The organism is Methylophilales bacterium MBRSF5 (assembly GCA_001044335.1).
GTDB lineage: Bacteria > Pseudomonadota > Gammaproteobacteria > Burkholderiales > Methylophilaceae > BACL14.
In genome coordinates, this window is sequence record CP011001.1 from 908,444 (window position 1) to 933,749 (window position 25,306).

Below are 25,306 nucleotides of genomic sequence, written 5' to 3' on the forward strand. Positions count from 1 at the left end.
GGCCTGGTAACTCCAGGCCATCAATATTTAGGTAAATATGGCTTCAAAAAGAGATTATTACGAAATTCTTGGACTCAACCGAGATGCATCTGGAGATGAAATCAAAAAAGCGTTTAAAAAGCTTGCAATGAAATTTCATCCAGATAGAAATCCAGATAATCCAAAAGCGGAAGAAAGTTTTAAAGAGGTTAAGGAAGCCTATGAAATCTTAAGCGACCCTCAAAAAAAATCTGCCTATGATCAATTTGGTCATGCTGGCGTCGATCAATCGATGGGTGGAGGACCAGGTGGCTTTCAAGGCGGATTTTCAGATTTTGGAGATGCTTTCGGAGATATTTTTGGCGATATATTTGGTGGTGGTCGATCAGGATCAGGAAAATCAAATGTCTATCGAGGAGCAGATTTAAGATACAACATAGAAATAACTCTTGAAGAAGCAGCACAAGGGACTGAGAAGAAAATTAGAATTCCTGTGTTGTCACAATGTAAAACATGTTCAGGAAGTGGTGCAAAAAAAGGGTCGCAACCATCCACGTGCGGAACTTGCGGTGGTCATGGACAAGTCAGAATGCAACAAGGATTTTTTTCAGTACAACAAACATGTCCAAAATGTCAGGGGTCTGGAAAGGTCATCAATGATCCATGCAATGATTGTTCAGGCTCAGGAAGAGTTAAAGAATCTAAAACGCTTTCTGTAAAAATACCAGCTGGTGTGGATGAGGGAGATAGAATTCGTCTCAGTAATGAAGGTGAGGCTGGAGTTAATGGCGGCCCATCTGGCGACCTGTATGTGGTTGTTGCATTAAAAAAGCATGCCATTTTTGATAGAGATGGAGCTGACTTACACTGCGAATTACCGATAAGTTTTTCAGTAGCAGCTTTGGGTGGAGATGTTGAGATTCCTACACTAGGTGGCAATGCAAAGATGAAAATTCCACAAGAAACCCAAACAGGGGCAACTTTTAGACTAAAAGGTAAAGGTGTTAAGCCTGTTCGGGAAAATTACACAGGTGATCTTTTATGCCATGTGGTCGTTGAAACTCCGGTAAAACTGACCGAAAGACAAAAAGAAATTTTAAGAGAACTTGAAGACCTAAATCAGGCTGATAGCGGAAAACACAGCCCAAGGTCAAAAAGTTGGGTTGATAAAGTAAGGGACTTTTTTGATTAATTAATGCGTTCCCTTTTGAATTAGCTCAACCTTATAACCATTGGGGTCCTCTATAAATGCAATCACTGTTGTACCATGCATCATCGGACCAGCCTCTCTCACAACTTTACCTCCTTTTGATTTAATTTCCTCGCATACTTGATAGGCATCATCGACTTCAATGGCAATATGCCCATATCCATTGCCAAGATCATAAGAGTTTGTATCCCAGTTATGAGTTAATTCTATAACCGTATGATCTTGCTCATTCCCATACCCTATAAATGCTAATGAAAATTTACCCTCTGGAAAATCATGTTTTCTCAATAATTGCATGCCAAAAAAATTCTTATAAAATTCAACTGACTCATCAAGGTTATTTACCCTCAGCATTGTATGTAAAATTCTCATTTAGACTCCTTTTTACTTAGTTGTAAGTATTTCTGATATAGCTGGTCATTTGTCTCAACATATTTTTCATCTTTTGGAATGCAGTCAATGGGACAAATATCCACACATTGTGGAATCTCAAAATGTCCAACACACTCCGTACATAAATTAGGATTAATCTCATATATTTGTTCGCCCATAAAGATTGCCTGATTTGGGCAAACGGGTTCACAAACATCGCAATTAATACACTCTTCTGTAATTTTTAGCGCCATGCGTTAATCAAATTAGTAATTTTTTTTGATAAAAATGGAGACAGGTCTTTATTTAGATGAATAAGTTGCCTCACTAGGGAGGACGAGATAGATCTTAAAGTTGGATCAGATTGAAGAAATATTGTTCTTATACTCCCATCAATTTTTTGATTCATATCACCCAAATCTCTCTCGTAGGCAAAATCTATTTCATCTCTTAAACCTCTTGCAATAACACTGACATTATTTTTTTTGGCCAAATCAACAGTCAATCCTGAGTATGAGATAACTTTTATATTTTGATGATTTTGGTATAACTCATTTAGAAGATTTAGTCGCTGATCAATGCTATACAAAGAATTTTTATCATTATCTTCAGCAATAGCAACGATAACGACCGATGCAAGGTTCTGTAGTTGATTGACAATATCTTCATGCCCTTTTGTAATTGGATCAAATGAGCCAGGATAAATAATTTTATCGATCATATTTATAAATTCCATAAAACAAAGTTTTGGTCTTTTTTTCACGAATCATACATAAATTTTCTAATTCAATTTTAGTTGCTGATTCTATATATATTATACCGTCAGGTTTTAATAATTTTTCTAATGCCAAGTCTAGCCAATCATAGCAATTAGATTTGTATGGGGGATCAAAGAAAACGATGTCATATCTTTGGTTGGTGCGAGTTACATATTTATGTGATTCAGAAATCTCAGTTGTGCAATCTGCAAGTTGGAGTGATTTGATGTTTAAATTTATTTGCTCAATATTTGTTTTTGAATGATCTATAAATTGGCAGGCCTGTGCGCCTCTTGATATAGCTTCAAAACCCAGACTTCCAGAACCAGCAAATAAATCAAGACAAGAAGCACCATCAATAAAGGGTGATAACCAACTAAATAAGGTTTCTTTGACCCTTCCTAAAGTAGGCCTTGTATTTTCATTGTCATGAAAAGAAATATTTCTTCCTTTTAATGACCCTGCAATAATTTTAACTGAGCTTGTGATTTAAGAATTCCCAACAATAACTGTTGAGAATCTTGACATATCTATCCTTCTTTGAAAAGCATCTTTGATATCTTCGACGGTCACCTTATCGATATTTTTAGCAAAGCTTTCAAGATAATCAATGGGGTAATTATAGATGGCCATCATTGAAATATACTCAGCGATTTTTTTATTACTATCGAGTCTTAGAGGGAATCCACCAATTAAATTCATCTTCGCATCTTTTAATTCTTCCTTGGTTGGTCCTTTTTCAATAAAATCTTTCATTACCTGTTTCACCAAGTTAAGAGCATCATTCATTTGCGATTTTTTGGTCTGCAGGCCAATTTGAAAAGGTCCCTTTTGAGTTAATGGCATAAAGTAAGAGTACACACTGTAAACCAACCCATTTTTCTCTCTGACCTCCCCAGTCAGACGAGAAACAAAACCGCCACCTCCAACAATGTAATTGCCAACATACAAAGGATAAAAGTCTTTATCTAATCTCACCATTGAAGGCATTCCATAAAATAAATGGGCCTGTTGTGCCGGATGCTCTATCGAAACATTTTGGGGATCATTTTCTGTCACCTCAGGAATTGGAACATGTCCATAATCTTTAAGATGCGACGTTAGATCACTGACAACTTTTTGTGCTTCGGTTTTGCTTAAATCTCCGACAATCACAATAGATGCGTTTTGAGAGGAGTAGAACTGATTGTAAAAATCAATAATATTATTCCGAGTTAGTTTTGATACTGATTCAGTCAGTCCCTCTTCAGGATGACTATAAGGATGGTCTCCATAGAGTGCTTTAGAAAATGCATTCTTACCTAACGAATCAGGCTGAGTTTTTGATTGATCAATTAAGGATAATGTACTTTTTTTCTCGCGCTCAAACACATCATCAGCAAAGGATGGATTTGTCAGCACAAGCTTAAAAGTGTCTACTGCCTGAGAAAATATTTTTTTATCGGATAAAGTTCTTATTGACAGCTTAGCATGATCGCGGTCGATGCCGCCTCCAAGGGTAGCCCCGATATCAGAAAAACGATTACTTATCTGATTTTCATCCAAATCTCCGGCGCCAAGTAACATTAAGTAATTTGTCAGGTTAGCAACGCCATATTGTCCCTTGGGATCTCTTGCGGAACCAGCATCAAAGTTAATTTTGATATCAACAATTGGTAGCTCATGAGATTCGACAAAATATACTCTGACTCCATTTTCTGTCTTCCAAAAATCGATGTTGATATTTGCATAAAGAATCGATGAAAAAAATAAACAAAAAATTGATAATAAAACTCTCATAAAACTCCTAAGCTTGACTTAAACCGATTCTGGTTTCAGATGAACAACCGTTAAGGTGTCGTCTTTAAAAAACTCCTCAACAACCTTTTTGACATCATCAGATGTAATCTTTTTGATATTTTCAATGTAATCATCTTTGATCTTATATGAGTAGCCCATTGTTTCTAGCTGCCCGATAATCATTGCTTGATAGAACATTGAATCTTTTTCATAAACATCACCTGAAATCACATTAGCCTTCACGCGAGCTAATTCTTGATCAGTAACTCCTTCGCTAGCTATTTTTTTTAATTCCGCCTTGATAATTTTTTCAACATCACTAACCTCTACATTATTATTCAAGGTCACAACAAATTCGAAAGTTCCAACATCTCCTCTCGACAACATTGGATAGCTTGCATAAGCACTGAGTGATTTACCAGACTGCACTAATTCTTTTTGTATTCTTGCTGTTGAAGTTCCTGATAAAACACCAGCGAGAACTTCCAAGGCAAACGCGGTTGTATCGTTATTAACATCTTCTTTGCTAAGCAGTGGAACCTTATAACCCATTTGGAGCATGGGTAATTTGCTTGCTGCTTTCAGTTCAGCCCGAACCATTCCTTTTTGGACTGGCTCTAACTGTGGTTTTCTGGGAGGTATTTCTTTGGACGGCAGCTTAGCAAAATATTTTTTTGCTAAATCAAAAACTTCTGTTGGTTTTACGTCGCCAGAGACAACCAATATGGCATTGTTTGGTGCATACCAATTGTTATACCACTCCAATGCATCTTCATATGTCATGGATTCCAAATCATTCATCCACCCAACAATTGGTCTTCCATAAGGATGAGCCTTAAACGCTAGCGCATTAAATGTTTCATTTAATTTTCCTTCAGGTTTGTCTTCAGTTCTCCAGCGACGTTCTTCCATAACAACCTTAATTTCTTTGTCAAACTCTTCAGCTGAGATCACAAGATTTTGCATTCGATCTGATTCCATCTTAAATGACAGTTCGAGCTGAGATTTCTCCATTGTTTGAAAGTAGCAAGTGTAGTCAGTGCCAGTAAAAGCATTTTCTCTACCGCCCGCACGAGCTATAATTTCTGAAAATTCGCCCGGTTTAGTTGACTTAGTTCCCTTAAACATCATATGCTCTAATACATGAGCCACACCTGTTTTGCCGTTGACTTCATCGATACTACCAGCTTGATACCAGACTTGTGATACCACAACAGGCGCTCTATGATCTTCATTAACAATAATTCTCATGCCATTCTCAAGTTTTAATTCTTGAACAGCGGCTGACAGTGAAAAACAAAATAACAATGAAAAAAGACTTAATAAAATTCGCATAATATTGAAATGATAAGGGTTAATGTTTGCTATAATCATTATCAATGACCGTTAAACATAAAGTTAGTTCGCTCACACCATAAAGAAATTATGTTTGATTTCCTAAAAAAAATTTTTAAAGGTGATGAATCAAAGAAAACTGATTCAAAACCTATCAAAAAAACAAACAAGCTAAAAACAGAGCCTAAAAAACCTGCAGTTACAAAATCAAAAAAATTTGAAAAAGAGTCTAACAAAAAAACCAAGCCAAAAAATGATGCGGCGCAATTAAAACCAGCTAAAAAAACTGAAACAAAGCCTTCGGCAGATCAAGATGACACACTTAAGAAAGATGAAAAGCTTTCATTTGCTGAAAAAATTAAGCAAGGTCTAAAAAAAACAAGAGACGCCATTAGTGGCAATTTGTCTGCTTTGTCATTTACAAAAAATATTGATCAAGAATTTTATGATGAACTTGAAATGACTTTGATTGCAGCAGACGTTGGTTATGCTGCCACTCAACAAATTATTTCTGAATTAAAAGACAGAGTAAAAAAGGAAAAGTTAGAGGATGGTGCACAATTAAAAAGTTTGCTTAAAAAAATCCTATCGGAGCTTTTGCAGCACATAGAAAAACCATTAATTCATATTGAAACCAGTCCTTTCGTGATTCTGGTTGTAGGGGTAAATGGTGCTGGTAAAACGACCACTATTGGTAAATTAACAAAGCTTCTATTAGATGAGGATAAGAGTGTTTTAATTGCGGCTGGCGATACTTTCCGTGCCGCAGCAAAAGAGCAACTTCAAGTTTGGAGCGATCGAAACAACGTCACCGTAATATCTCAAGACACCGGAGATCCAAGTGCAGTTATTTTTGATGCGATGCAGTCAGCTAAAGCTAAGGGTATAGATATTGTTATTGCTGATACTGCCGGTCGCCTCCCAACTCAAAAACACCTAATAGATGAACTGGCTAAAATAAAAAAAGTTATTCAAAAATTCGACGAAACAGCTCCGCATGAAACCATCTTAGTTTTAGATGCCAATACAGGTCAAAATGCCATCAATCAAATAAAAGTTTTCAATGAGGCTGTTTCATTAACAGGATTAATCATGACTAAACTTGATGGCACGGCTAAGGGAGGGATTGTTGCTGCGATAGCAAAAGAACAACCGATACCCTTAAGATTTATTGGTGTTGGAGAGAAAATTGATGACCTTAAAATATTTAGTGCTGAAGATTATGCAGAGGGTTTGCTGGAATGATTCGCTTTGATCAAGTTTATAAAAGGTATCCTGGATATCGAGAGGCGCTTCAAAATATTAGCTTTGAAATACTTCCTGGAGAGTTAGTGTTTGTTACCGGAGCTTCTGGTGCCGGCAAATCAACACTCTTAAAAGTACTGTCCTCTATTGAAAAACCATCATCCGGAACAGTCATCTTTGAAAATTTTAATCTTGCACAAGCAAAAGATAATACGCTCAATAGGATCAGAAAGAAGTTTGGCATGGTGTTTCAAGATCATAAGTTATTGTATGACAGAAACTGCTATGAAAATGTGGCCCTGCCATTAGCGGTCCACAATATCTTTGGTGAGGAAGCAGAAAAAAGGATTAGGGCTGCTCTTGATAAAGTTGGACTGCTTAATAAAGAGAAAATGATGCCAATAACTTTATCAGGTGGAGAGCAACAGCGTTTGGCTATAGCAAGAGCGATTGTGTGTCGTCCGAGTATTATTATTGCCGATGAGCCTACAGGAAACCTAGACAAAGGTTATGCAAACGATATTATGAATATTTTTTTCAGCTTTCAACAAGTTGGGGTCACAGTAATTATCTCAACTCACGAGCTGCCAAATATTCCTATGCGCTTTAAACATATACATCTAGAAAATGGACAACTCAAATTAAATCAACAGCCTTATGATCACCTACCTGCTTAATCACATCGAAGCATTTAAAGTGGCCTTGCGCCGATTATTTTATGCCAAGGCAGGGAGCCTTGTGATGTTTCTCATTATTGGCATCACAACCTGCCTACCAATGTCTGCACTACTTTTTTTGGAAAATATAAAGCAAGCCTCTTCACAAATTGAATACTCTGCGGAAATAAGCATCTTTTTAATAAACGAGTATAAAGATGATGACCTTAAAACGTTTACCAGCTTCCTGAAAGAACAACCCATTGTTAGTAAAATGACCTTTGAAAAAAAGGAAGACGCTTGGGTTAAATTACAGAAAAAAATTATGATTGATGGGGATAGTCTGATTGAAAGAAACCCACTACCGGATAGTTTCTACTTATCCTTAGCAACACTGGATGAAAATGAAATTGATTACCTTGTCAAAGAACTGAAAGAATTTGCCATCATAGATGATGTTTTATTGGACTCTGCTTGGGTGAACAAACTGAATTCCATTTTATCTTTAGGTGAACTCATTATTAACTTTTTAGGAATCCTATTATTAAGCGTATTGGCTGTCATCATTGGCAATACCATTAGATTGCAAGCTTTATCATTTAAAGATGAAATAGAAGTCAGCAAGCTCATTGGAGCATCAAATGCGTTTATTAGACGGCCTTTCCTTTACACAGGAATTTTTTATGGAATCGGTGGGGCGGTTGTCGCAATAGCGATCATCAAGTTGATGATCTTTATTTTTAACTATTATGCCTACGTTATCGAGTCTATACTCGGCCTCAATATTTCCATTAATGATTTACTCATCACTCATTATTTGACAATGATAACTCTTACTATTGTCATCGGTTGGCTCGCCTCATATTTTTCTACAAACCGCACCCTATCAAAAGTAAAAAATAATAGTTAAATCATTGATTTTAAGTGAACTTTTATCTAAAATTAGCACTCTTAGTTATAGAGTGCTAAAGTAACAAAAGAAATTAAGGAAATTATTTTTATGAATAACGCTTTAACCATACCTTTAAGCCCGTCTTTGGATAGCTTTGACTTGTACCAACAGCAGGTACAGGCGATTCCTTTGCTTACCGAACAAGAAGAGATGAATTTAGCAAAAAAACTTCATGATGAAAATGATCTTAATGCGGCTCGACAATTAATTATGTCTCATTTAAGGCTGGTAATAAAAATTGCTCGCTCCTATTCAGGCTATGGTTTAAATCAGGCAGACCTTGTCCAAGAAGGAAATATTGGTTTAATGAAGGCTGTGAAACGATTTGATCCATCTCGAGGGGTTAGGCTGGTCTCATTTGCGATGTACTGGATCAAGGCAGAAATTCAAGAGTTTGTCGTCCGTAATTGGCGCTTGGTTAAAACAGCCACCACCAAGGCGCAAAGAAAATTATTCTTTAATCTACGCAGCATGAAAAAAACATTACAACCCCTCAAGCAAGAGGAAATAAAAGAAATAGCTAAAGAGTTAAATGTAAAAGAATCCGATGTTAAAGAAATGGAATATCGTTTTAACGGCAATGAAATCGCTCTTGACTACCAAGATGAAGATAATGAAGATGATGTATTTCGTCCCATATCTTATCTGCAAGATGAAAATGCAGATCCAGTTAAACAATTAATTTCCAAAGAATCCGAATCTAATAATCTTTCAGCGTTATCCAATGCGATTAAATCGATTGATGAGCGAAGTCGTTACATTCTAAAATCTAGATGGTTAAATGAAGAAAAATCTAAAACACTCCATGAATTAGCCGATGAGCTGGGTGTGTCTGCAGAAAGAATTAGACAAATAGAGCAAAACGCTTTAAAAAAATTAAAAAGCTTAATGTAGTTTTATTGTGGCTGCCCCCGTCCCTGTTGAAATTAATTATCATCAAGAACAAAAGCTTCTAAAAATCAACTTCAACAACAACACTGAGTGCATGCTCTCAGCTGAGTTTTTGAGAGTTTATTCTCCTTCTGCAGAAGTACAAGGGCATCACCCATCTGAGGCTGTATTGCAGATAGGAAAAGAAAATGTTGAAATTCAAGCTATTGAGCCTGTTGGCAATTATGCTGTCAAACTGATTTTCAGCGATGGGCACAATACGGGCTTGTATACATGGGATTATCTTTATGAATTGGCATCAAATTATGATATTTTATGGCAAGACTATCAAATAAAACTGAAACAACATTTTGAAAAAAAATAAAACGCATTTTGGATTTAATGAAATCGACATTGAAGAAAAAGAACCATTAGTCAAAGAAGTCTTTTCATCGGTTGCTTCCAAATATGATTTAATGAATGACCTCATGTCTTTTGGGCTTCATCGTTTTTGGAAGCGATATGTTGCTACAAATATTACTATAAAAGACAATGATCATATTTTAGATCTTGCGGCAGGATCTGGAGATCTGTCAATTTTATTCAAAAAAAAGAGACCAAAAGCAACTATCATTCACAGCGACATAAATCAAAGCATGCTCGAAGAGGGTCAAAAAAAAATTATTGATCATGGCTTAATGATTCCCTCCATGCTCATTAACGCAGAACAAATTCCATTCCCTGACAATTCATTTAATGTGGTCAGTATTGGTTTTGGATTAAGAAATATGACCAACAAACAGACTGTTTTAAACGAAGTATTCAGATGTCTCAAGCCTGGAGGTCAGATTGTGATACTTGAATTTTCTAAAATTCACGCCTCACTTGAAAAAATTTATGACCTCTTTTCATTTAAGATCATTCCTAAAGTTGGTAAGCAAATTGCAAATGATGAAAAAAGTTATCAATATTTAGCAGAATCAATTCGCATGCACCCGGACCAAGAAACATTGTTACACATGCTTAATGATGCAGGGTTTTGTAAAACCTCGTACACCAATTTATCTGCAGGAGTAGTCGCCGTTCACTCTGGATATAAATCATGATGGTAAAAACTAAAATGATCGATGGAGTAAATCATATTCTTCATCAAAACGACTGGATAAAACCCCATTTATTAAATTTTGCAGGAAAAGTAGTTGAATTGAATTACGGCAATGATCTTGTCATCCAGTTAATGCAAATCAATAATGACGGATCACTCTCATTAGTTAAAAATGCTGAGTCGCAACCAAGCTTAACTATCAAAGTTTCTAATAGAACCATCTTTCAAATAATAACAAAGCAAGACCTTGATGATATTGAAATCCAAGGTGACATGAAATTAGCAAAAAAATTAAGCGAAGTTTTAAAAAACTTAGAGTGGGATCTAACTTTAGAGATAGATAGGTACCTAGGCCCCCAAGCTGCAGGACTTTATCAAAGACTATCGAACAAAATCATCACTCGAATCCGTGATATTACAAAAAATATAATGGAAACAACTGTGGAATATTATCAAGAAGAAAATAAAGTTTTCGCTAAGCCTTATCAAGTAAAAGAATTTAATGACGATGTTGATGAGCTTTTAATAAGATTTGAAAATTTACAACGTAAATATAATGAGATTTTTAAATGACCGTCTTTAAATTTTTAAGATTCATTGGCATCGCCCTATTCTATAAATTAGATTTATTTTTTAATACTAATATTTACGTAAGATTTCTTTCCTATTTACTTTTCCCATTGCGAATTTTTAAAAGTGGGACAAAATCCGAAAACTTAAGAAGAGCTCTTGAAGTAGCAGGACCAATATTTGTAAAATTTGGACAAATGTTATCTACAAGACGAGATTTGTTACCTACCGATATTGCCAATGAGCTAGCAAAACTTCAGGACAAAGTCCCGCCTTTTACCTTTAGAGAAACAAAAATAATTCTTAATGAGGCGTATCCGGGTGGTTATGAAAAAATATTTAGGCATATTTCAGATCAGCCTATTGCTAGCGCCTCTGTTGCTCAAGTGTATCTTGGAGAATTAATGGATGGTTCGAAAGTGGCCATTAAAATCTTAAGGCCTAATATAGAAGAGCAAGTTAAAAATAACATCAAACTCCTTAAATGGATTGCTGGATTGTTAAAAATCCTATGGTCTGAAGGAAGACGTTTAAAACCCGTTGAGGTGGTAAATGAGTTTGAAAAACACACTAAATCTGAATTAAATCTCCTTCTGGAGGCTGGTCATTGTGAACACTTGGGAGAAAACTTTAAAGATAAAAAATTATTAATTGTGCCCAAAGTGTATTGGGATTTCTGTCATGAAAAAGTGATGGTAATGGAAGCAATGGATGGTATTCCGATCTCACAAATCGAAGTATTGAAAAAAAATAAAATAGATCTCATCAAACTCTCAGAAAATGGGGTCACCATCTTCTTTACACAAGTCTTTAGAGATGGATTTTTTCATGCCGACATGCATCCAGGCAATATTCAAGTTGCCAAAGATGGGCGATATGTGGCTATGGATTTTGGAATTATGGGAACCCTTAACGAGGAAGATAAATATTATTTAGCTAAAAACTTTGTCTGTTTCTTTAATCGCGATTACCGAGGAGTAGCTCAAGCTCATTTAGATTCCAATTGGGTGCCATCAGACACTTCAGTAGATGAATTTGAGAATGCGATAAGAGCTGTTTGTGAACCCATATTTAATAAACCTCTTAAAGAAATCTCTTTCGGTAAATTACTTATTCGTCTTTTTCAAACTTCAAGACAATTTAATATGGAAATACAACCTCAGCTAACAATGCTACAGAAAACATTATTAAATGTTGAAGGTCTTGGCCGAGAATTGAATCCAGATTTAGACCTTTGGAAAACAGCTAGGCCTTTTTTAGAAAAGTGGCTTAAAGAGCAGCTGGGTATTAAACACTTTGTTAAATCGTTAAAGAAAGATTTTCCAAAATGGCTCAATATAATAAAAAATCTACCGCACTATGAGGAGCTTAAAAATCAACAAGTTGATTTATCGAATCAATTAGCAAAACAAGAGCTCTCAAATGTGCGGCATAAAAAAAATAATAATTATTTGAAATGGATCATTGCTGTTTTTTTTATATTGATGTGCATTCAATTATTCATTATTATTTTTCTTTTTTAATAAATAAACCTCGAAAACATGCTTCTCACTTTTGTCTGTATTTATATACTGATATCTGTAGGTATCGGATTTTACGTTTCAACGAAAGTTAAAAATACGAGAGATTTTGCCATTGCAGGAAGGCATTTACCCTTACCTGTTGTGATTGCAACCGTGTTCGCCACATGGTTTGGTGCTGAAGCCATCTTTGGTGTTTCCTCTACATTTGTGAATGAAGGACTGCATGGGTTGGTTGCCGACCCATTTGGGGCTAGCATGTGTCTAATTATTGCAGGTTTTCTATTTTCAAAATATTTATACCATCTCAATTTTATAACCCTCGGTGATTTTTATCGCAAAAGATATGATCGTAAAATTGAAGTCATTACCTCCATTGCTATTTTGATTTCATATCTAGGCTGGGTGGCTGCTCAAATTAAGGCATTAGGCTTAATAATTAATGTCTTAACTGATCATCAAGTCTCTGAAGAAGTAGGTATGATTATTGGGACTTTAATCGTCGTTTCATACACCACCCTTGGTGGCATGTTATCAGTTGCTATTCTCGATTTTATTCAGATGTTGGTCATTATTTCTGGGCTGCTCTTTATAAGCTATATTGTATCTGACATGTCGGGTGGAGTGATGACTGTACTTGATCATGCAAGAGAAAATAACAAATTCGATTTTTGGCCGAAAGGCGATATTTTTACATGGATTTCCTTTTTTGGTGTGTGGGTCACATTAATGCTTGGCTCCATCCCCCAACAAGATGTCTTTCAAAGAATAACTTCTGCCAAAACAGCTAAGATTGCATTCTGGGGTTCCATTTTTGGCGCATCAATTTATTTCGCTTTTACTTTTGTTCCCATGTTTATTGCTTACTCAGCAACAATAATCGATCCAGAATATTTTCAGTCAATTATTGAATTTGATTCCCAGTACGTTCTCCCCGAATTTATTATTAAGTACACTCCACCAATCGCACAAATAATATTTTTTGGAGCGGTCATATCGGCGATTATGAGTTGCTCATCTGCAACACTCTTAGCTCCGTCTGTTACTTTTGCCGAAAATGTCATCAAACCCCTAAGACCTGGAATGACAGATAAAGAATTTCTTAAAATGATGAGAATATGTTTGGTCGCATTCTCTTTTGTGGTATTGAATTATGCTCTAGCTTCAAATTTATCTATTTTTCAAATGGTGGAGTCTGCTTATAAAGTTACCCTGGCTGGAGCATTCACCCCTCTCATCTTTGGCATTTTTTGGAAAAAAGCCAATCATCATGGTGCATTGGCATCCATTTGCTTTGGGATTGCCACATGGGTCATCTTTGAAATTATATATGGTGAAGATGGGTTGATACCCGCTCAGCTAATTGGATTATTAGTGAGCATGGTATCAATGGTTTTGGTTTCCTTAATAACTCAACAATCAACGTTGGCAGGTGCTGCAAAAAAAACTTGATCTCTGGCCGATAATAGTTTTTTTTATCTTAGCGCCGCATTTATTGCACGGCTGGTCTTCACGATTGTAAACTTGATGGCCAATTTGAAAGTAACCCTGCTCCCCTTTTGTGTTCATAAAATCACTGATGGTTGATCCACCTTTTTCAATGGCTACAGATAAAACATGTTTAATATTTTTTGCTAATATTTCCATTTTTCTTCTTGTAACTTTACACGCTGAAACCGATGGTCTGATTCCTGATAAAAATAATGCCTCACTGGCATAGATATTTCCAACACCGACAACTATATGGTGATTCATGATAAAAGTTTTTATGGCTACATTTCTCTTTCGAGCTTTAGTGAAAAGATAATTTCCATCAAATTCAAATACCAATGGTTCTATACCTAGGTCAGCCAGTAGTTTAAAATCATCCAGATTATCTTTCACTAAATGTACAGATCCAAACCTCCTAGGGTCGTTATATCGAATAACCTGTTCATTATTAATAAATGTTATTTGAATATGGTCATGTTTTTTTAAGGTGTCACTGGGTTTTGCAAACACTAATTTACCTGTCATACCCAAATGAATAACGAGATAAGCATTTGAACACTTGATAATAATGTACTTTGCTCGACGATGGACGCTTAATATTTTTTTACCACTTAAAAAGTTTGGTAAATCGTTCGGTACAGGCCATCTTAAATTTGGATTAAATATGTCAATCTTTTCAATGACAGATGACTCTATTGATTTTATTCCACGGACCGTGGTTTCAACTTCGGGAAGTTCTGGCACAATTAATCTTGACGGGAAACATTCGGATTGAGCATCGTAAATCCAACATCTTGTGGAAAGTGATACAGCAGTCCTTCATCTTTTCTAAATAATAATAACTCTGGAGACTCCTGAATACGATAAAAAGTTATCTTTGCCTTATCATCCAAATAGACATCAAAACTCTTGTATCCAATTCTTGCATCAAATTTATAAGGTTCAACTGAGGTTGATACCGCTTTTAACCAATTTTCAGTAAACCATTCTGCAAGCTGCATCTCATCAAAGTCTATTTTTTTCCCATCAGCCTTAATTTTTCCCATATCGTCTATTTCAACGCGCAAATAATTTTCTTGCCATTGCTCAAGTCTAGAGAAGTCAAATTTCATGACTTTTTCAAAGGGTGCTAATGGTTTTTTATCAATTAATTCCACAGGTAGATAGCTGGCCATTTCTGAGAAAATGCCATCCAAGATATAAACATTATTGTCATACAGTACATACTGTTGTTCTGTCACTGGGTTATAGGTACCAAATGAAAAGACTTCTTTTTGGTTTTCATTACTAAATGTCATTTTAAGTTTAGGTTTATCTAAACCATATTTTTCAATTTGTAATGATTCAAGTTTTTCTTTTGATTTAGCAGCCAAAATAGATAACAACCGATACACAATATTTTGATCTGCTCTCGTTTGATAAGGTTTAGTTTGATACCAATAGCCATTAATTTTTTTAAAAGATGTTGCTGCCTTAGACGGAAAGTCGATAAAAATCTCATCAAATTCAGATAACTTTAAGTTGGATATTTCATAACTACTATCTTCTATTTCTTGATTTTTAAAACTTAAAGAAACCCATGCCAAAGGTGCAATGACTAAAATGAGGATTATGATTGGTAACCATCTTTTATTCATATGAAATCAGTTTATCTCTTTCTTCTTCTGAGCCACAACCAAATGCCTCCAATAAATAATCCAACAGGAATAAAATATTGAAAGCTATGGAAAATAGTCCAAGCTATGACAAATGATGTTCGTGTTTCTGGAATTGTAACATTTACATCTTTGAGCGGCATGGGTTGAATGTTGATCAGCTTATCATCGCCGCTGAGCCAGTTCACCAAATTGACACCTAGGTCTAAGTTACCACCCGACGTAATAAAAGCATTAGATAAAAACTCAGAATTACCTACAACAACAACTCGCTGACCGACTTCGCCATATTCACGCTTTAATGCTACCGCTATATTAATAGGTCCAGACTGATCCTGATCTTCTTCAAAGGTAGGATTAGTTTCATTGCCACGTTCAAGCCATCCCCCGGCTGCAACGTCTACTAATTCAGTCACTTCCCATCCGTTTTCGTAAGTACCCTTAGCGTTTAAGGCCTTCGGATTTGAAAACAGTGTTCTTAACATAAAATTTCTAGTTATCGGATGGTCACCGTAGCGAAGAGCGAAAGTCAAACCTGGAGTTGAACCGTACTGCTCAGAACTTGGATCGTAAATCTTCCCATCCAATACTGTCAGGCCAATATATTGTGCAACTTCGTCAAGACCTTTAAAATTACTATCATCTAAAAGCCACAAAAGATTTCCACCTGACTCAAGAAATTTCACAATTTTTTTGGCCTCAAGATCAGAAACATCTTTTTTCGGGCTGGCAATCACTAGCATTGACCCTTCTTCAGGCACTGATGGTAATACAGTTAAATCAGGGTTAGAAAATTTAAATCCTTTATTTTCTAATTGTTTACCAAATTCACCTAAATCAGAATTTTTTAAACCCAGAAGATTTTTTTCTCCATGGCCATCCAAATACATAATTGGCTTTTCATTGGTTCTGGTTAGCCTCACTAACAAGTTCGTGAGCTCTTGTTCGGCAAAAGGTGGGGTTATGTGTTCTGTTCTTTTGTTATATTCAACAACGACCTCACCATCAACACGGATACCCATGTCCTGAGCCAATTTTGGCTCCTCAACTGGACTAATAAACTTGATATTGATGTCAGGTTTTGAGCGCTGATAGCGAGCAATAAAATTAATAATTCCTTGTCGAAATTTATCACCTTTATTGACATCATCTTTGGTCGCAAAGACTGTAAGATTAATTGGGCCATCCATTTCTTTTAAAACACCAATACTTCCCTCAGTCAAAGTATTTCTGTTGGCTTGGGTAATGTCTTTTGAAAATTCATACTGATTAGAAATAAACCCAAGCAGCAAAACAAGAATGATGAATAGAACAACAAATACCCAATTTTGAAGTAGAAGCTGTAACCTTTGTTTAATATTTTTTGTATTTTTCATTAACCTCTCAACCTATCTGCATCTAAACGGCGAATTGTTAAAACTATGAAAGTTGAGATAAAGAGTAAGAAATAAATAATATCCTTTGAACTGATCACCCCCCTGGAAAAAGTCTGAAAATGTTTTAACAATGAAATATGATGAAACCAATGATTAGGCTGACTAGCAAAGTAGCTTTCTAAACCTAAAAGCAAAAATGCAAAAATAAAACTTAAAATTGCAGCGATAATTGGTTGACTGGTCAGACTTGAAAAATATATACCAATGGCAGCAAAACTTCCGACAAGAAGTAACAACCCAAATGTATTAGAAAAGAGATAACCAAAATCAATGTCAGCCCATATATTTAAGGTAGAAAGCATTAAAAATATGTAAACAACCATGAGAGCTAAAAAGGCAAAAAGTCCAAAAAATTTTCCTAGGACAATCTCAACAATAGATACTGGTGCGGAAAATAAAAATGGCAGGGTTTGCTGCCGTCTTTCTTCACTAATCAGTCTCATTGACATCAGTGGAACGGCAAATAACATAAGAAAAAAAGCTGCGCCATAAACTGTTTGACCGACATAAATAGTCACTCCAACTCTTTCCGCAGGTCGGATTGCTCCAGACATAACTTCAAAATAACTATTAACTCCCTCAAGGTAGTAGGTTCCAAAAGCTGCAGTTATTAAAGCCAAGATTATCCAACCCATTGGGGTCACGAAAAAACTTTTAATCTCCTTAGAGGCAATATTTATAATCATCTTCATATTTTTACTTATTAGTTAATTGTACAAATGTGTCCTCAAGACTTGTAATGTGAGGAGAAACTTGAAACAAACCTAGCTTTTCTTTAACACAGACCTGAATAAACTTCTCCATATCAAAATCTAGATTTTTAAATTGAATAACATGAAGTAAGTCTTCCTGTTTTTCTATTTTTACAATGTCGAACAACGATTGTAATTTCTTTAACGTTGGCGTCTTTTTAAAGCCAACTAATAATTTATTACCTCTTCTTTGATGTTTCAAATCATCTATTGATCCATGGAATACCAAATTTCCTTTGTCAATAATTTGAACCCGATCACACACAATCTCAACTTCAGGAAGGATATGAGTAGATAAGATAACACTGTGTTCCTTACCGATTTCTTTGATTAGTTTTCTAATTTCTCTAATCTGGATTGGATCCAATCCAACGGTTGGTTCATCCAGAATCACAATTTCTGGATTGTGAATAATAGCTTGAGCAATACCTACACGCTGTTGGTATCCATTTGATAAATTTTCAATCAAACGATTACTCATATGAGTAAGACCACATTTTTCCATGGCAATGTCGATAGATGAATTAATTTTTTTAGCTGGAATGTTGTGCAACTTTGCGGCTATTCTCAAAAATTCGTTTACTCTAAATTCTTTGTATAGTGGTCTCATCTCTGGAAGGTAACCAATATTTGCTTTGGCGAGTTTTGGTTCTTCAATAATATTGATACCACAAATTTCAACCTGCCCTTCAGTTGGAGCTAAGTTACCAGTAAGCATCCGCATAGTGGTCGATTTACCTGCGCCATTTGGACCCAAGAAGCCCAAAACCTCACCTTTTGACAGTTCAAAAGAAACATTATTGACCGCTTTATTTGGGCCAAATAGTCTCGTTAATCCAGATGCTTGTAATGTAGTAGCCATAATTTCTATTAAATTTAATCCACCCTAAATGACAAGGTAATTGTCAAAAAAGTTTATGTATTTTTAAAAATATGCTGAATTATATTCTAATTCGATAGTCATTTCTATTGATAGTAATCTTTCAATGAAATAAACTTGGATTTACATGAAATACATAAATAAATTTTTAATTCCTTTTTTAATATTAATTATTCCTGTACTAGGAATATCTGAAGAACAGCTTGAGAAATTCAATCCAGATCTTCCAGCTCAAATTACTGAAGCAAATGCAGAATTTGTCTACAAATTTTTGCTCGCTGAACTTGCGATCCAACGAAATGACATAAATTCGGCAGGCCATCTTTATCTCGATTTAGCTAAGTTAACAAAAAATACTGGCTTTGCCCAAAGCGCAGCGCAACTGGGTGGTATGGTTCGAAATGGAAGATTAGCCCTAGATGCCGCAGACATATGGAGTAAACTTGATCCAGAATCAAAAGACGCAATAAAAGTGTTAGCAGAAATGTACATAGCCAGTGGCAACTTATCAAAAGCCAAGCCTCTTGTTAAAAAAATACTTGAAAGTGAAGATTCTAAGGGTGATGGCTTTTTATATCTAAATAATATCCTTACGAGAGTTGAAAATAAAAGCAATGCTCTAAGATTCATCATTGATATTGCTAAGCCATATGCCAAAATGGTAGAAGCTCATTTTGCAGTCGCTCACACAGCTCACATGGCTGGAAACATCACCATTCGTGATAAAGAATTAGCAACAATTAATAAACTTAACCCAAACTGGGAAACAAGCACTTTGTTTGTTGGATCAATTCAGTTTGATAAAGATCCAATGAAGGCGATTGAAACATACCAAAAATTTGTAAAAAATAATCCGAAATCCAATACAGTGAGGCTTGAGCTTGCAAAGGCGCTTGTTCAAACAGAACAATACCCAGCCGCAAAAAAACATTTTGAAAAGTTGGTGAATAGTCCTCTAGCTTCAGCTGAAATCAGTTTTACTGTTGCGCTTCTAGCTCTTGAAACAGGCGATGACATCATGGCTGAACAGTTCCTTAACCAAAGCTTAGAAAGAAAATATTACAATCCAGATCAAGTCAATATGTACCTAGCGAGAATATATGCGCAAAGACAGAATGTTGACAAAGTCATCAAATTTGTTGAGAAGATCAGCACCGGGCCTTTATTTGTTGACTCAAGAATTTTTGCTGCACAAGCTTTAAGGGTTGAAAAAGGTATCGACCAAGCTGTTGAGTATCTCGATCAATATAAATCACTCGACAGACAAGAAAAGTTGAAATTTTTACAGCTGAAAACATCTTTTTGGTATAACGACAACCAGTACCAAAAAGCTATAAATTTAATGCTTAGTGAAGAAGAAAAGTATTCAGATTCTGCAGAATTCTATTTTGACTTCGGTTTACTTTATGAAAAAAATAAAGACTTTGATGCAATGGAAGCCAATTTAAAAAAAGCAATTTCTTTGAAACCAGACTATGCAATTGCTTATAATGCTTTGGGTTATTCATATGCTGATAGGAATGTTAAACTTGATGATGCTAAGAAATATATCGAAATAGCGTTATCTATAGAACCACAAAATCACTATATCCTTGATAGCATGGGGTGGGTTCATTTCAGACTTGGAAACTACGATATCGCTTATGAATTTATTACAAAAGCATACGCTATTCAGGAGGATCCTGAAATTGCTGCGCATTTAGGTGAAGTTTTATGGAAGCAAGGTAAAGAAAATGAAGCAATGTCAGTATGGCAAGGTTCTCTTGAGAAGTTCCCAGAAAACTCGGTTCTCATTGAAACAAAAAATAGATTATTTCAATAATTTCTTTTGTTATTTACTGCTAATTAGCCTTACGCTACTTTCAGGATGCCAAACTCTTAATATAAAAACCAATCAAGAGACTTTTGCTTACGCTGATTTCGTAAATATATATAATCCAACGTCTGAAGAAAAAAAATTTAATGGAAAATTTAAACTCTTTGTAAAAGACAAAGGTTACACAGGATCTTTTAAATTTTATCCAAGCGACGTAGGGCATGAAATGATTCTGTTATCCCCTCTAAATCAAATCATTAGCAAAATCTCCTTGGGGGAAGAAATTTTATTTGAATATCAGAATAAAGATGATCAAAGCCTTAAAAATTTTATTAAAGATTTACCTATCAAAGAATTTAAAAGAATTTTATACACTCAATACAATGAGAAGCCAGTTAAGATTGTCACAAGTTATTTTGAAATAGCTATTGAAGAATTGTCAGAGATGGAAACATCATCGAGCTTCGAACCAAAAAATATTAAGGTTAAAAATAAAGATATAGAATTAACTATACTCCTTCATTGATACATAAGCATGACTTCCAAAATTTTATACTCGCCTGCAAAAATAAATCTCTTTTTAAGGGTAATTAACCAAAGAGATGATGGCTATCATAATTTACAAAGCTTATTTACTTACATTGATCTTTATGACGAAATAAAAGTATCGTTACACAAGGATAATAAAAACCAAATTATAGTTAACAATCCAACTTTAGACTGTCCCGCAGATGAAGACTTAATTTTCATGGCATGCAAAAAAATCCTGCCAAAGAACTTTTCCATTGAAATTGATGTTAAAAAAAATATTCCTGATGGAGCGGGTCTTGGAGGAGGAAGCTCGAATGCCGCCACAACACTGATCGCAATCAATGATTTATGTAACTTGAACCTCTCAAAAAAAGAGTTAGCAAATATTGGTGCACATTTAGGTGCTGATGTGCCCTTTTTTATTCATAACAACTCAGCCATTGTGGAAGGTGTCGGAGACAAAATTACCCCAATAAATTTAGCTCCATTAAAATTACTGTTGTGTTGTCCAAGCTTGAAAATATCCACAAAAGATATTTTTACTAGTTATAAATTGACAAATAAATCAAAAGAGTTGAAAATTACGGCTCTCAGCAATTATGAAGATCTGATTGATGAGCTTGGAAATGATTTAGAAGCTTTCGTGAGGCAAAAAAACCCAACGATAGACGATCTGCTAAGCCACCTTCAAAAGTTTGGCTTAGCTAAATTAACTGGTACTGGATCGGGGTGTTTTTTAATTCTAAATGAGACAATAAATTTGGATGAAGTGAAACAAAATTTACCAAAAAATGTCAGATTTTATGAAGTTTCAAGTGTCAATTATAATATTGCTTATAATGCTCAACATTAGGGGAGTCGCCAAGCTGGTTAAGGCACAGGGTTTTGATCCCTGCATGCGAAGGTTCGAATCCTTCCTCCCCTGCCATTTTTAAGGAGGGTTTATGGATAACCATAGCTTGATGGTTTTTACTGGAAATGCTAACCCTAATCTCGCCAAAAAAGTGACTGATCACCTCAATATCAAGCTTGGAAAAGCTAATGTTGGTAAATTTAGTGATGGTGAAACAATGGTTGAATTATTAGAAAATGTCAGGGGTAAAGACGTTTTTATCCTCCAATCAACCAGCATGCCTACGAATGATCACTTGATGGAAATAATGGTCATGGTTGATGCATTAAAAAGATCTTCTGCTGCCCGAATTACTGCTGCGATACCTTATCTTGGCTACTCTAGACAAGACAGAAGACCAAGATCTGCTCGAGTTGCTATTACAGCAAAAGTGGTTGCAAATATGTTATCAAGTGCTGGAGTCGATCGGTTACTCACCATGGATTTACATTCGGATCAAATCCAAGGTTTTTTTGATATTCCGGTGGATAACATTTATGCCACACCAATATTACTTGAGGATTTAACCACTAAAAAACCGGAAAATTTGGTTATTGTTTCACCCGATGTTGGCGGGGTGGTTCGCGCAAGGGCCTGGTCAAAAATTCTAAGTTCAGATCTTGCTATTATCGACAAAAGACGCCCAAAACCTAATGTTTCTGAAGTTATGAATATTATTGGAGATGTTGAAAGTCGCTCATGTGTGATTGTGGATGATATTGTCGATACAGCTGATACATTAACAAAAGCCGCTTTAGCATTAAAAAATAAAGGTGCTACTGAAGTCAAAGCATTTATCACTCACCCCATCTTGTCTGGAAATGCTGTTGAAAATATTAATGGATCAGAGCTTGATGAAATTGTAGTAACTGATACAATTACGCTCTCTGAAACTTCACAGCAATGTAAAAAAATCAGACAAATATCTGTGGCAAGTTTATTAGCAGAAACAATTAAAAGAATTAGCCACGAGGACTCAGTAAGCTCATTGTTTATTGATTAATTTAAATTTAGAAGAATTTGGTCGCGAAATCTTCTAACTAACGGAGTTATATTATGAAAATTACTGTTACAGCAGAAAAGAGAGATGTGAAAGGTACGGGTGCGAGCCGCCGTCTTCGCAGAAATGGCAAAGTGCCAGGCATTCTTTATGGAAATCATAAGGATGCGGTATCAATTCTATTAGACAGCAAAACGCTTCATCAACAATTTCATAAAGAGGCTTTCCATGCCTCTATTTTGGAATTATCTACTGATGGTACAAAAGAATCTGTTTTGCTGAGAGATTATCAACTTGAGCCTGTCAAAGGCACAATCCTTCATGTTGATTTCCAACGGGTTAATCAAAATGAGAAAATTCATGTTAACGTTCCTTTTCACTTTATTAATGAGGATATCGCCAAAGGCGTCAAACTTGAGGGTGGCGTAATATCTCATATCATGACAGAAGTTGATATTGCATGTTTACCTAAAGATCTACCTCAATTTATTGAAGTCGACTTGGAAGACCTAGGCTTAGGTGAGTCTGTACATTTATCTGAATTAAAGTTACCTGAAGGCGTTGAAATAACGGCATTAACTGAAGAAAATGATCCTGCAATCACTTCAATTGTTAAACCTAAAGTTCAGAAAGCTGATGATCCGTTAACAGCATCTGAGGAAGCAGGAGAAGATGATGTATCTGATGGTGATTCGTCATCAGAAGCTTCTGATGAGAGTTCTAATGAAGAGCCAAAAGAAGAGTAAAATTAAATTTTTTGCAATAGACTTAACACCCTTTGTTAAAAGGGTGTTTTTGTTTATATGAGTGGAATAAAATTATTCATCGGTCTTGGCAATCCTGGTTCTGAGTATGAGGCAACAAGACATAATGTTGGATTCTGGTTTAATAATCTTATCGCGAACAACATAAAACAAACGCTCGATGAGAACTCTAAATTTTTAGGTTTCTATAAAAAAATTGCTGACCTAGAAAACATACACCTTATTAATCCTGCAACATTTATGAATGAATCTGGTCTATCGGTCGCAAAAATAGTAAATTTTTATAAATTTAAACCTCATGAAATCCTTATCATTCATGATGAATTAGACCTCATGCCTGGGGATATTCGCCTTAAGAATGGGGGTGGTCACGGTGGACATAATGGTCTCAAAAGTATTATTGCCAATATTGGAACAACTGCCTTTTGGCGTTTAAGAATTGGTATCGGTCACCCCGGTGAAAAAAATAAAGTAAAAAGTTATGTTTTAAACCGTCCACAAAAGATCGAGGAAGATCAAATTAATGACGCCATTCTCAAAGGCTACCAAAATCTATCCTATATGATTCACGGCGAGTTTGAAAAAGCAATGTTGAATTTACACACAAAGGAATAGTGAAATGAAATGCGGCATAGTTGGATTACCTAATGTTGGCAAATCAACATTATTTAACGCAATCACAAAGTCTGGAATAGAAGCTGCAAATTACCCTTTTTGCACAATTGAACCAAACTCAGGCATTGTTGAAGTTCCAGATTTAAGGCTCAACAAATTAGCAGCTATTGTGAACCCTGAAAAAATTATGCCAGCTATTGTTGAGTTTGTTGATATCGCTGGGCTAGTGGCTGGGGCTTCAAAAGGAGAAGGCTTAGGAAATAAGTTTCTCGCTAATATTAGGGAAACGAACGCTATCCTGCATGTCGTGAGATGTTTTGATGATGAAAATATCGTGCATGTGGATGGAAAAATTGATCCACTTGGAGATATAGAGACCATCAATACTGAATTGATCTTAGCGGACATGGAGTCAGTAACAAAAGCCATTGAAAAAGAAAAAAAGAAATCAAAGTCAGGTGATAAAGAAGCTTTAAAAAAACTAAATTTATATGAATTAGTTTTAGAAAAACTTAATCAAGGGACATTATTAAAAGATATGGGTCTTGAACAGGATGATTTAAAGCTTCTTCAACCATTATTTTTAATTACATTAAAGCCTGTCATGTATGTTGCGAATGTTGATGAGAATGGTTTTGAAGATAATGAGTATCTACAAAAGGTAATGGATTTTGCCGAAACACATGATTCAAAATGTATACCCATATGCGCAAAAATTGAATCAGAGATTGCAGATTTAACTGACGAAGAAAAAGAACTATTTTTATCAGAATTAAATGTTGATGAGCCTGGTTTAAATCTTATTATTCGAGAAACTTATGCCCTTTTAAACTTACAAACTTACTTTACAGCTGGAATTAAAGAAGTAAGAGCATGGACAATTAAAAATGGTTACACAGCGCCAGAGTCTGCTGGTGTTATCCATACTGACTTCCAAAGAGGTTTCATTAAAGCAGAAGTAATTTCCTTTGAGGACTATATAAATTTTGGCGGTGAACAAAAGTCTAAGGAAGCAGGAAAGCAAAGGTTAGAAGGTAAAGATTATATAGTTAAAGATGGAGATGTCATTCACTTCAAATTTAATGTTTAGCTTTACATTAATTCATGAAAAAAATATAATGCT

General features: G+C 35.4%; 26 protein-coding genes, 1 tRNA gene and 1 pseudogene. 18 read left to right on the top strand and 10 right to left on the bottom strand.

The window, feature by feature from the left end; translation table 11 throughout:
- Window positions 1-37: 37 nt before the first annotated feature.
- Window positions 38-1,171 carry a molecular chaperone DnaJ gene (locus UZ34_04890; protein AKO64716.1) on the top strand — a complete coding sequence of 378 codons (1,134 nt, stop codon included), beginning with the start codon at window positions 38-40 and terminating at the stop codon, window positions 1,169-1,171.
- Here the strand turns inward: UZ34_04890 and UZ34_04895 are convergent, their stop codons facing one another.
- From UZ34_04895 to UZ34_04915, 5 genes and pseudogenes are all read right to left on the bottom strand, one after another.
- Window positions 1,172-1,561 (bottom strand): glyoxalase I, encoded by a 390-nt coding sequence (locus tag UZ34_04895; GenBank protein ID AKO64717.1) that lies wholly within the window; start codon window positions 1,559-1,561, stop codon window positions 1,172-1,174.
- Window positions 1,558-1,815: a ferredoxin gene (locus UZ34_04900; GenBank protein ID AKO64718.1), complete on the bottom strand. Its 258-nt coding sequence runs from the start codon at window positions 1,813-1,815 to the stop codon at window positions 1,558-1,560. The genes UZ34_04895 and UZ34_04900 overlap by 4 nt, the downstream gene beginning before the upstream one ends.
- On the bottom strand, window positions 1,806-2,282 hold the full coding sequence (locus UZ34_04905) for a hypothetical protein (protein ID AKO64719.1): 477 nt from the start codon (window positions 2,280-2,282) through the stop codon (window positions 1,806-1,808). Before UZ34_04905 ends, UZ34_04900 begins: the two co-directional genes overlap by 10 nt.
- A gap of 526 nt (window positions 2,283-2,808) precedes the next feature.
- Window positions 2,809-4,098, bottom strand: a complete 1,290-nt coding sequence (locus tag UZ34_04910; GenBank protein ID AKO64720.1) for a zinc protease — start codon at window positions 4,096-4,098, stop codon at window positions 2,809-2,811.
- 21 nt (window positions 4,099-4,119) lie between these two features.
- Window positions 4,120-5,469, bottom strand: a pseudogene (locus UZ34_04915) (hypothetical protein).
- Window positions 5,470-5,523: 54 nt separating this feature from the next.
- Here UZ34_04915 and UZ34_04920 point away from each other — a divergent pair.
- From UZ34_04920 to UZ34_04960, 9 genes are all read left to right on the top strand, one after another.
- Window positions 5,524-6,678 (top strand): cell division protein FtsY, encoded by a 1,155-nt coding sequence (locus tag UZ34_04920; GenBank protein ID AKO64721.1) that lies wholly within the window; start codon window positions 5,524-5,526, stop codon window positions 6,676-6,678.
- The gene (locus UZ34_04925) at window positions 6,675-7,355 is read left to right on the top strand and encodes a cell division protein FtsE (GenBank protein ID AKO64722.1); all 681 of its coding nucleotides are present in this window, start codon (window positions 6,675-6,677) and stop codon (window positions 7,353-7,355) included. The genes UZ34_04920 and UZ34_04925 overlap by 4 nt, the downstream gene beginning before the upstream one ends.
- Entirely contained in the window at window positions 7,336-8,244 is a 909-nt protein-coding gene (locus UZ34_04930) for a hypothetical protein (GenBank protein ID AKO64723.1), read from the top strand. The genes UZ34_04925 and UZ34_04930 overlap by 20 nt, the downstream gene beginning before the upstream one ends.
- 90 nt (window positions 8,245-8,334) lie before the next feature.
- Entirely contained in the window at window positions 8,335-9,180 is an 846-nt protein-coding gene (locus UZ34_04935; protein ID AKO64724.1) for an RNA polymerase factor sigma-32, read from the top strand.
- Window positions 9,181-9,184: 4 nt separating this feature from the next.
- Entirely contained in the window at window positions 9,185-9,541 is a 357-nt protein-coding gene (locus UZ34_04940) for a hypothetical protein (protein ID AKO64725.1), read from the top strand.
- Window positions 9,528-10,262, top strand: a complete 735-nt coding sequence (locus tag UZ34_04945; GenBank protein AKO64726.1) for a ubiquinone biosynthesis methyltransferase UbiE — start codon at window positions 9,528-9,530, stop codon at window positions 10,260-10,262. The genes UZ34_04940 and UZ34_04945 overlap by 14 nt, the downstream gene beginning before the upstream one ends.
- Window positions 10,259-10,834 (top strand): hypothetical protein, encoded by a 576-nt coding sequence (locus tag UZ34_04950; protein ID AKO64727.1) that lies wholly within the window; start codon window positions 10,259-10,261, stop codon window positions 10,832-10,834. Before UZ34_04945 ends, UZ34_04950 begins: the two co-directional genes overlap by 4 nt.
- Window positions 10,831-12,354, top strand: a complete 1,524-nt coding sequence (locus tag UZ34_04955) for a ubiquinone biosynthesis protein UbiB (protein AKO64728.1) — start codon at window positions 10,831-10,833, stop codon at window positions 12,352-12,354. Before UZ34_04950 ends, UZ34_04955 begins: the two co-directional genes overlap by 4 nt.
- Window positions 12,355-12,372: 18 nt before the next feature.
- Complete coding sequence (locus UZ34_04960; GenBank protein ID AKO64729.1) at window positions 12,373-13,803, top strand: sodium:solute symporter; 1,431 nt, start codon at window positions 12,373-12,375, stop codon at window positions 13,801-13,803.
- Here the strand turns inward: UZ34_04960 and UZ34_04965 are convergent.
- The 5 genes from UZ34_04965 to UZ34_04985 are packed head-to-tail and all read right to left on the bottom strand — an operon-like array spanning window position 13,771 to window position 18,547.
- Window positions 13,771-14,586 (bottom strand): hypothetical protein, encoded by an 816-nt coding sequence (locus tag UZ34_04965; GenBank protein AKO64730.1) that lies wholly within the window; start codon window positions 14,584-14,586, stop codon window positions 13,771-13,773. The two genes, UZ34_04960 and UZ34_04965, sit on opposite strands and share 33 nt — an antisense overlap.
- A 2-nt stretch (window positions 14,587-14,588) precedes the next feature.
- Window positions 14,589-15,479 carry a hypothetical protein gene (locus tag UZ34_04970; GenBank protein ID AKO64731.1) on the bottom strand — a complete coding sequence of 297 codons (891 nt, stop codon included), beginning with the start codon at window positions 15,477-15,479 and terminating at the stop codon, window positions 14,589-14,591.
- Between the two features lie 11 nt (window positions 15,480-15,490).
- Window positions 15,491-16,873, bottom strand: coding sequence for an ABC transporter (locus tag UZ34_04975; GenBank protein AKO64732.1), 1,383 nt, complete (start codon window positions 16,871-16,873; stop codon window positions 15,491-15,493).
- Complete coding sequence (locus UZ34_04980; GenBank protein AKO65169.1) at window positions 16,873-17,619, bottom strand: ABC transporter permease; 747 nt, start codon at window positions 17,617-17,619, stop codon at window positions 16,873-16,875. Before UZ34_04980 ends, UZ34_04975 begins: the two co-directional genes overlap by 1 nt.
- A 10-nt stretch (window positions 17,620-17,629) precedes the next feature.
- On the bottom strand, window positions 17,630-18,547 hold the full coding sequence (locus tag UZ34_04985) for an ABC transporter ATP-binding protein (protein AKO64733.1): 918 nt from the start codon (window positions 18,545-18,547) through the stop codon (window positions 17,630-17,632).
- Window positions 18,548-18,692: 145 nt separating this feature from the next.
- Here UZ34_04985 and UZ34_04990 point away from each other — a divergent pair, with 145 nt between their 5' ends.
- From UZ34_04990 to ychF, 8 genes are all read left to right on the top strand, one after another.
- Window positions 18,693-20,387, top strand: a complete 1,695-nt coding sequence (locus UZ34_04990) for a hypothetical protein (GenBank protein ID AKO64734.1) — start codon at window positions 18,693-18,695, stop codon at window positions 20,385-20,387.
- Entirely contained in the window at window positions 20,359-20,907 is a 549-nt protein-coding gene (locus UZ34_04995; protein ID AKO64735.1) for a hypothetical protein, read from the top strand. Before UZ34_04990 ends, UZ34_04995 begins: the two co-directional genes overlap by 29 nt.
- A 9-nt stretch (window positions 20,908-20,916) precedes the next feature.
- Entirely contained in the window at window positions 20,917-21,765 is an 849-nt protein-coding gene (locus UZ34_05000) for a hypothetical protein (GenBank protein ID AKO64736.1), read from the top strand.
- A tRNA-Gln gene (locus UZ34_05005) sits at window positions 21,764-21,840 on the top strand. The genes UZ34_05000 and UZ34_05005 overlap by 2 nt, the downstream gene beginning before the upstream one ends.
- 16 nt (window positions 21,841-21,856) lie before the next feature.
- A complete protein-coding gene (locus UZ34_05010; GenBank protein AKO64737.1) occupies window positions 21,857-22,807 on the top strand; it encodes a ribose-phosphate pyrophosphokinase in 951 nt (316 codons plus the stop codon).
- 53 nt (window positions 22,808-22,860) lie between these two features.
- The gene (locus UZ34_05015; protein AKO64738.1) at window positions 22,861-23,550 is read left to right on the top strand and encodes a 50S ribosomal protein L25; all 690 of its coding nucleotides are present in this window, start codon (window positions 22,861-22,863) and stop codon (window positions 23,548-23,550) included.
- A 57-nt stretch (window positions 23,551-23,607) separates the two neighbouring features.
- A complete protein-coding gene (locus UZ34_05020; GenBank protein AKO64739.1) occupies window positions 23,608-24,183 on the top strand; it encodes a peptidyl-tRNA hydrolase in 576 nt (191 codons plus the stop codon).
- 4 nt (window positions 24,184-24,187) lie between these two features.
- Window positions 24,188-25,273, top strand: a complete 1,086-nt coding sequence (ychF, locus tag UZ34_05025) for a GTP-binding protein (protein AKO64740.1) — start codon at window positions 24,188-24,190, stop codon at window positions 25,271-25,273.
- The last annotated feature ends 33 nt before the right edge of the window (window positions 25,274-25,306 follow it).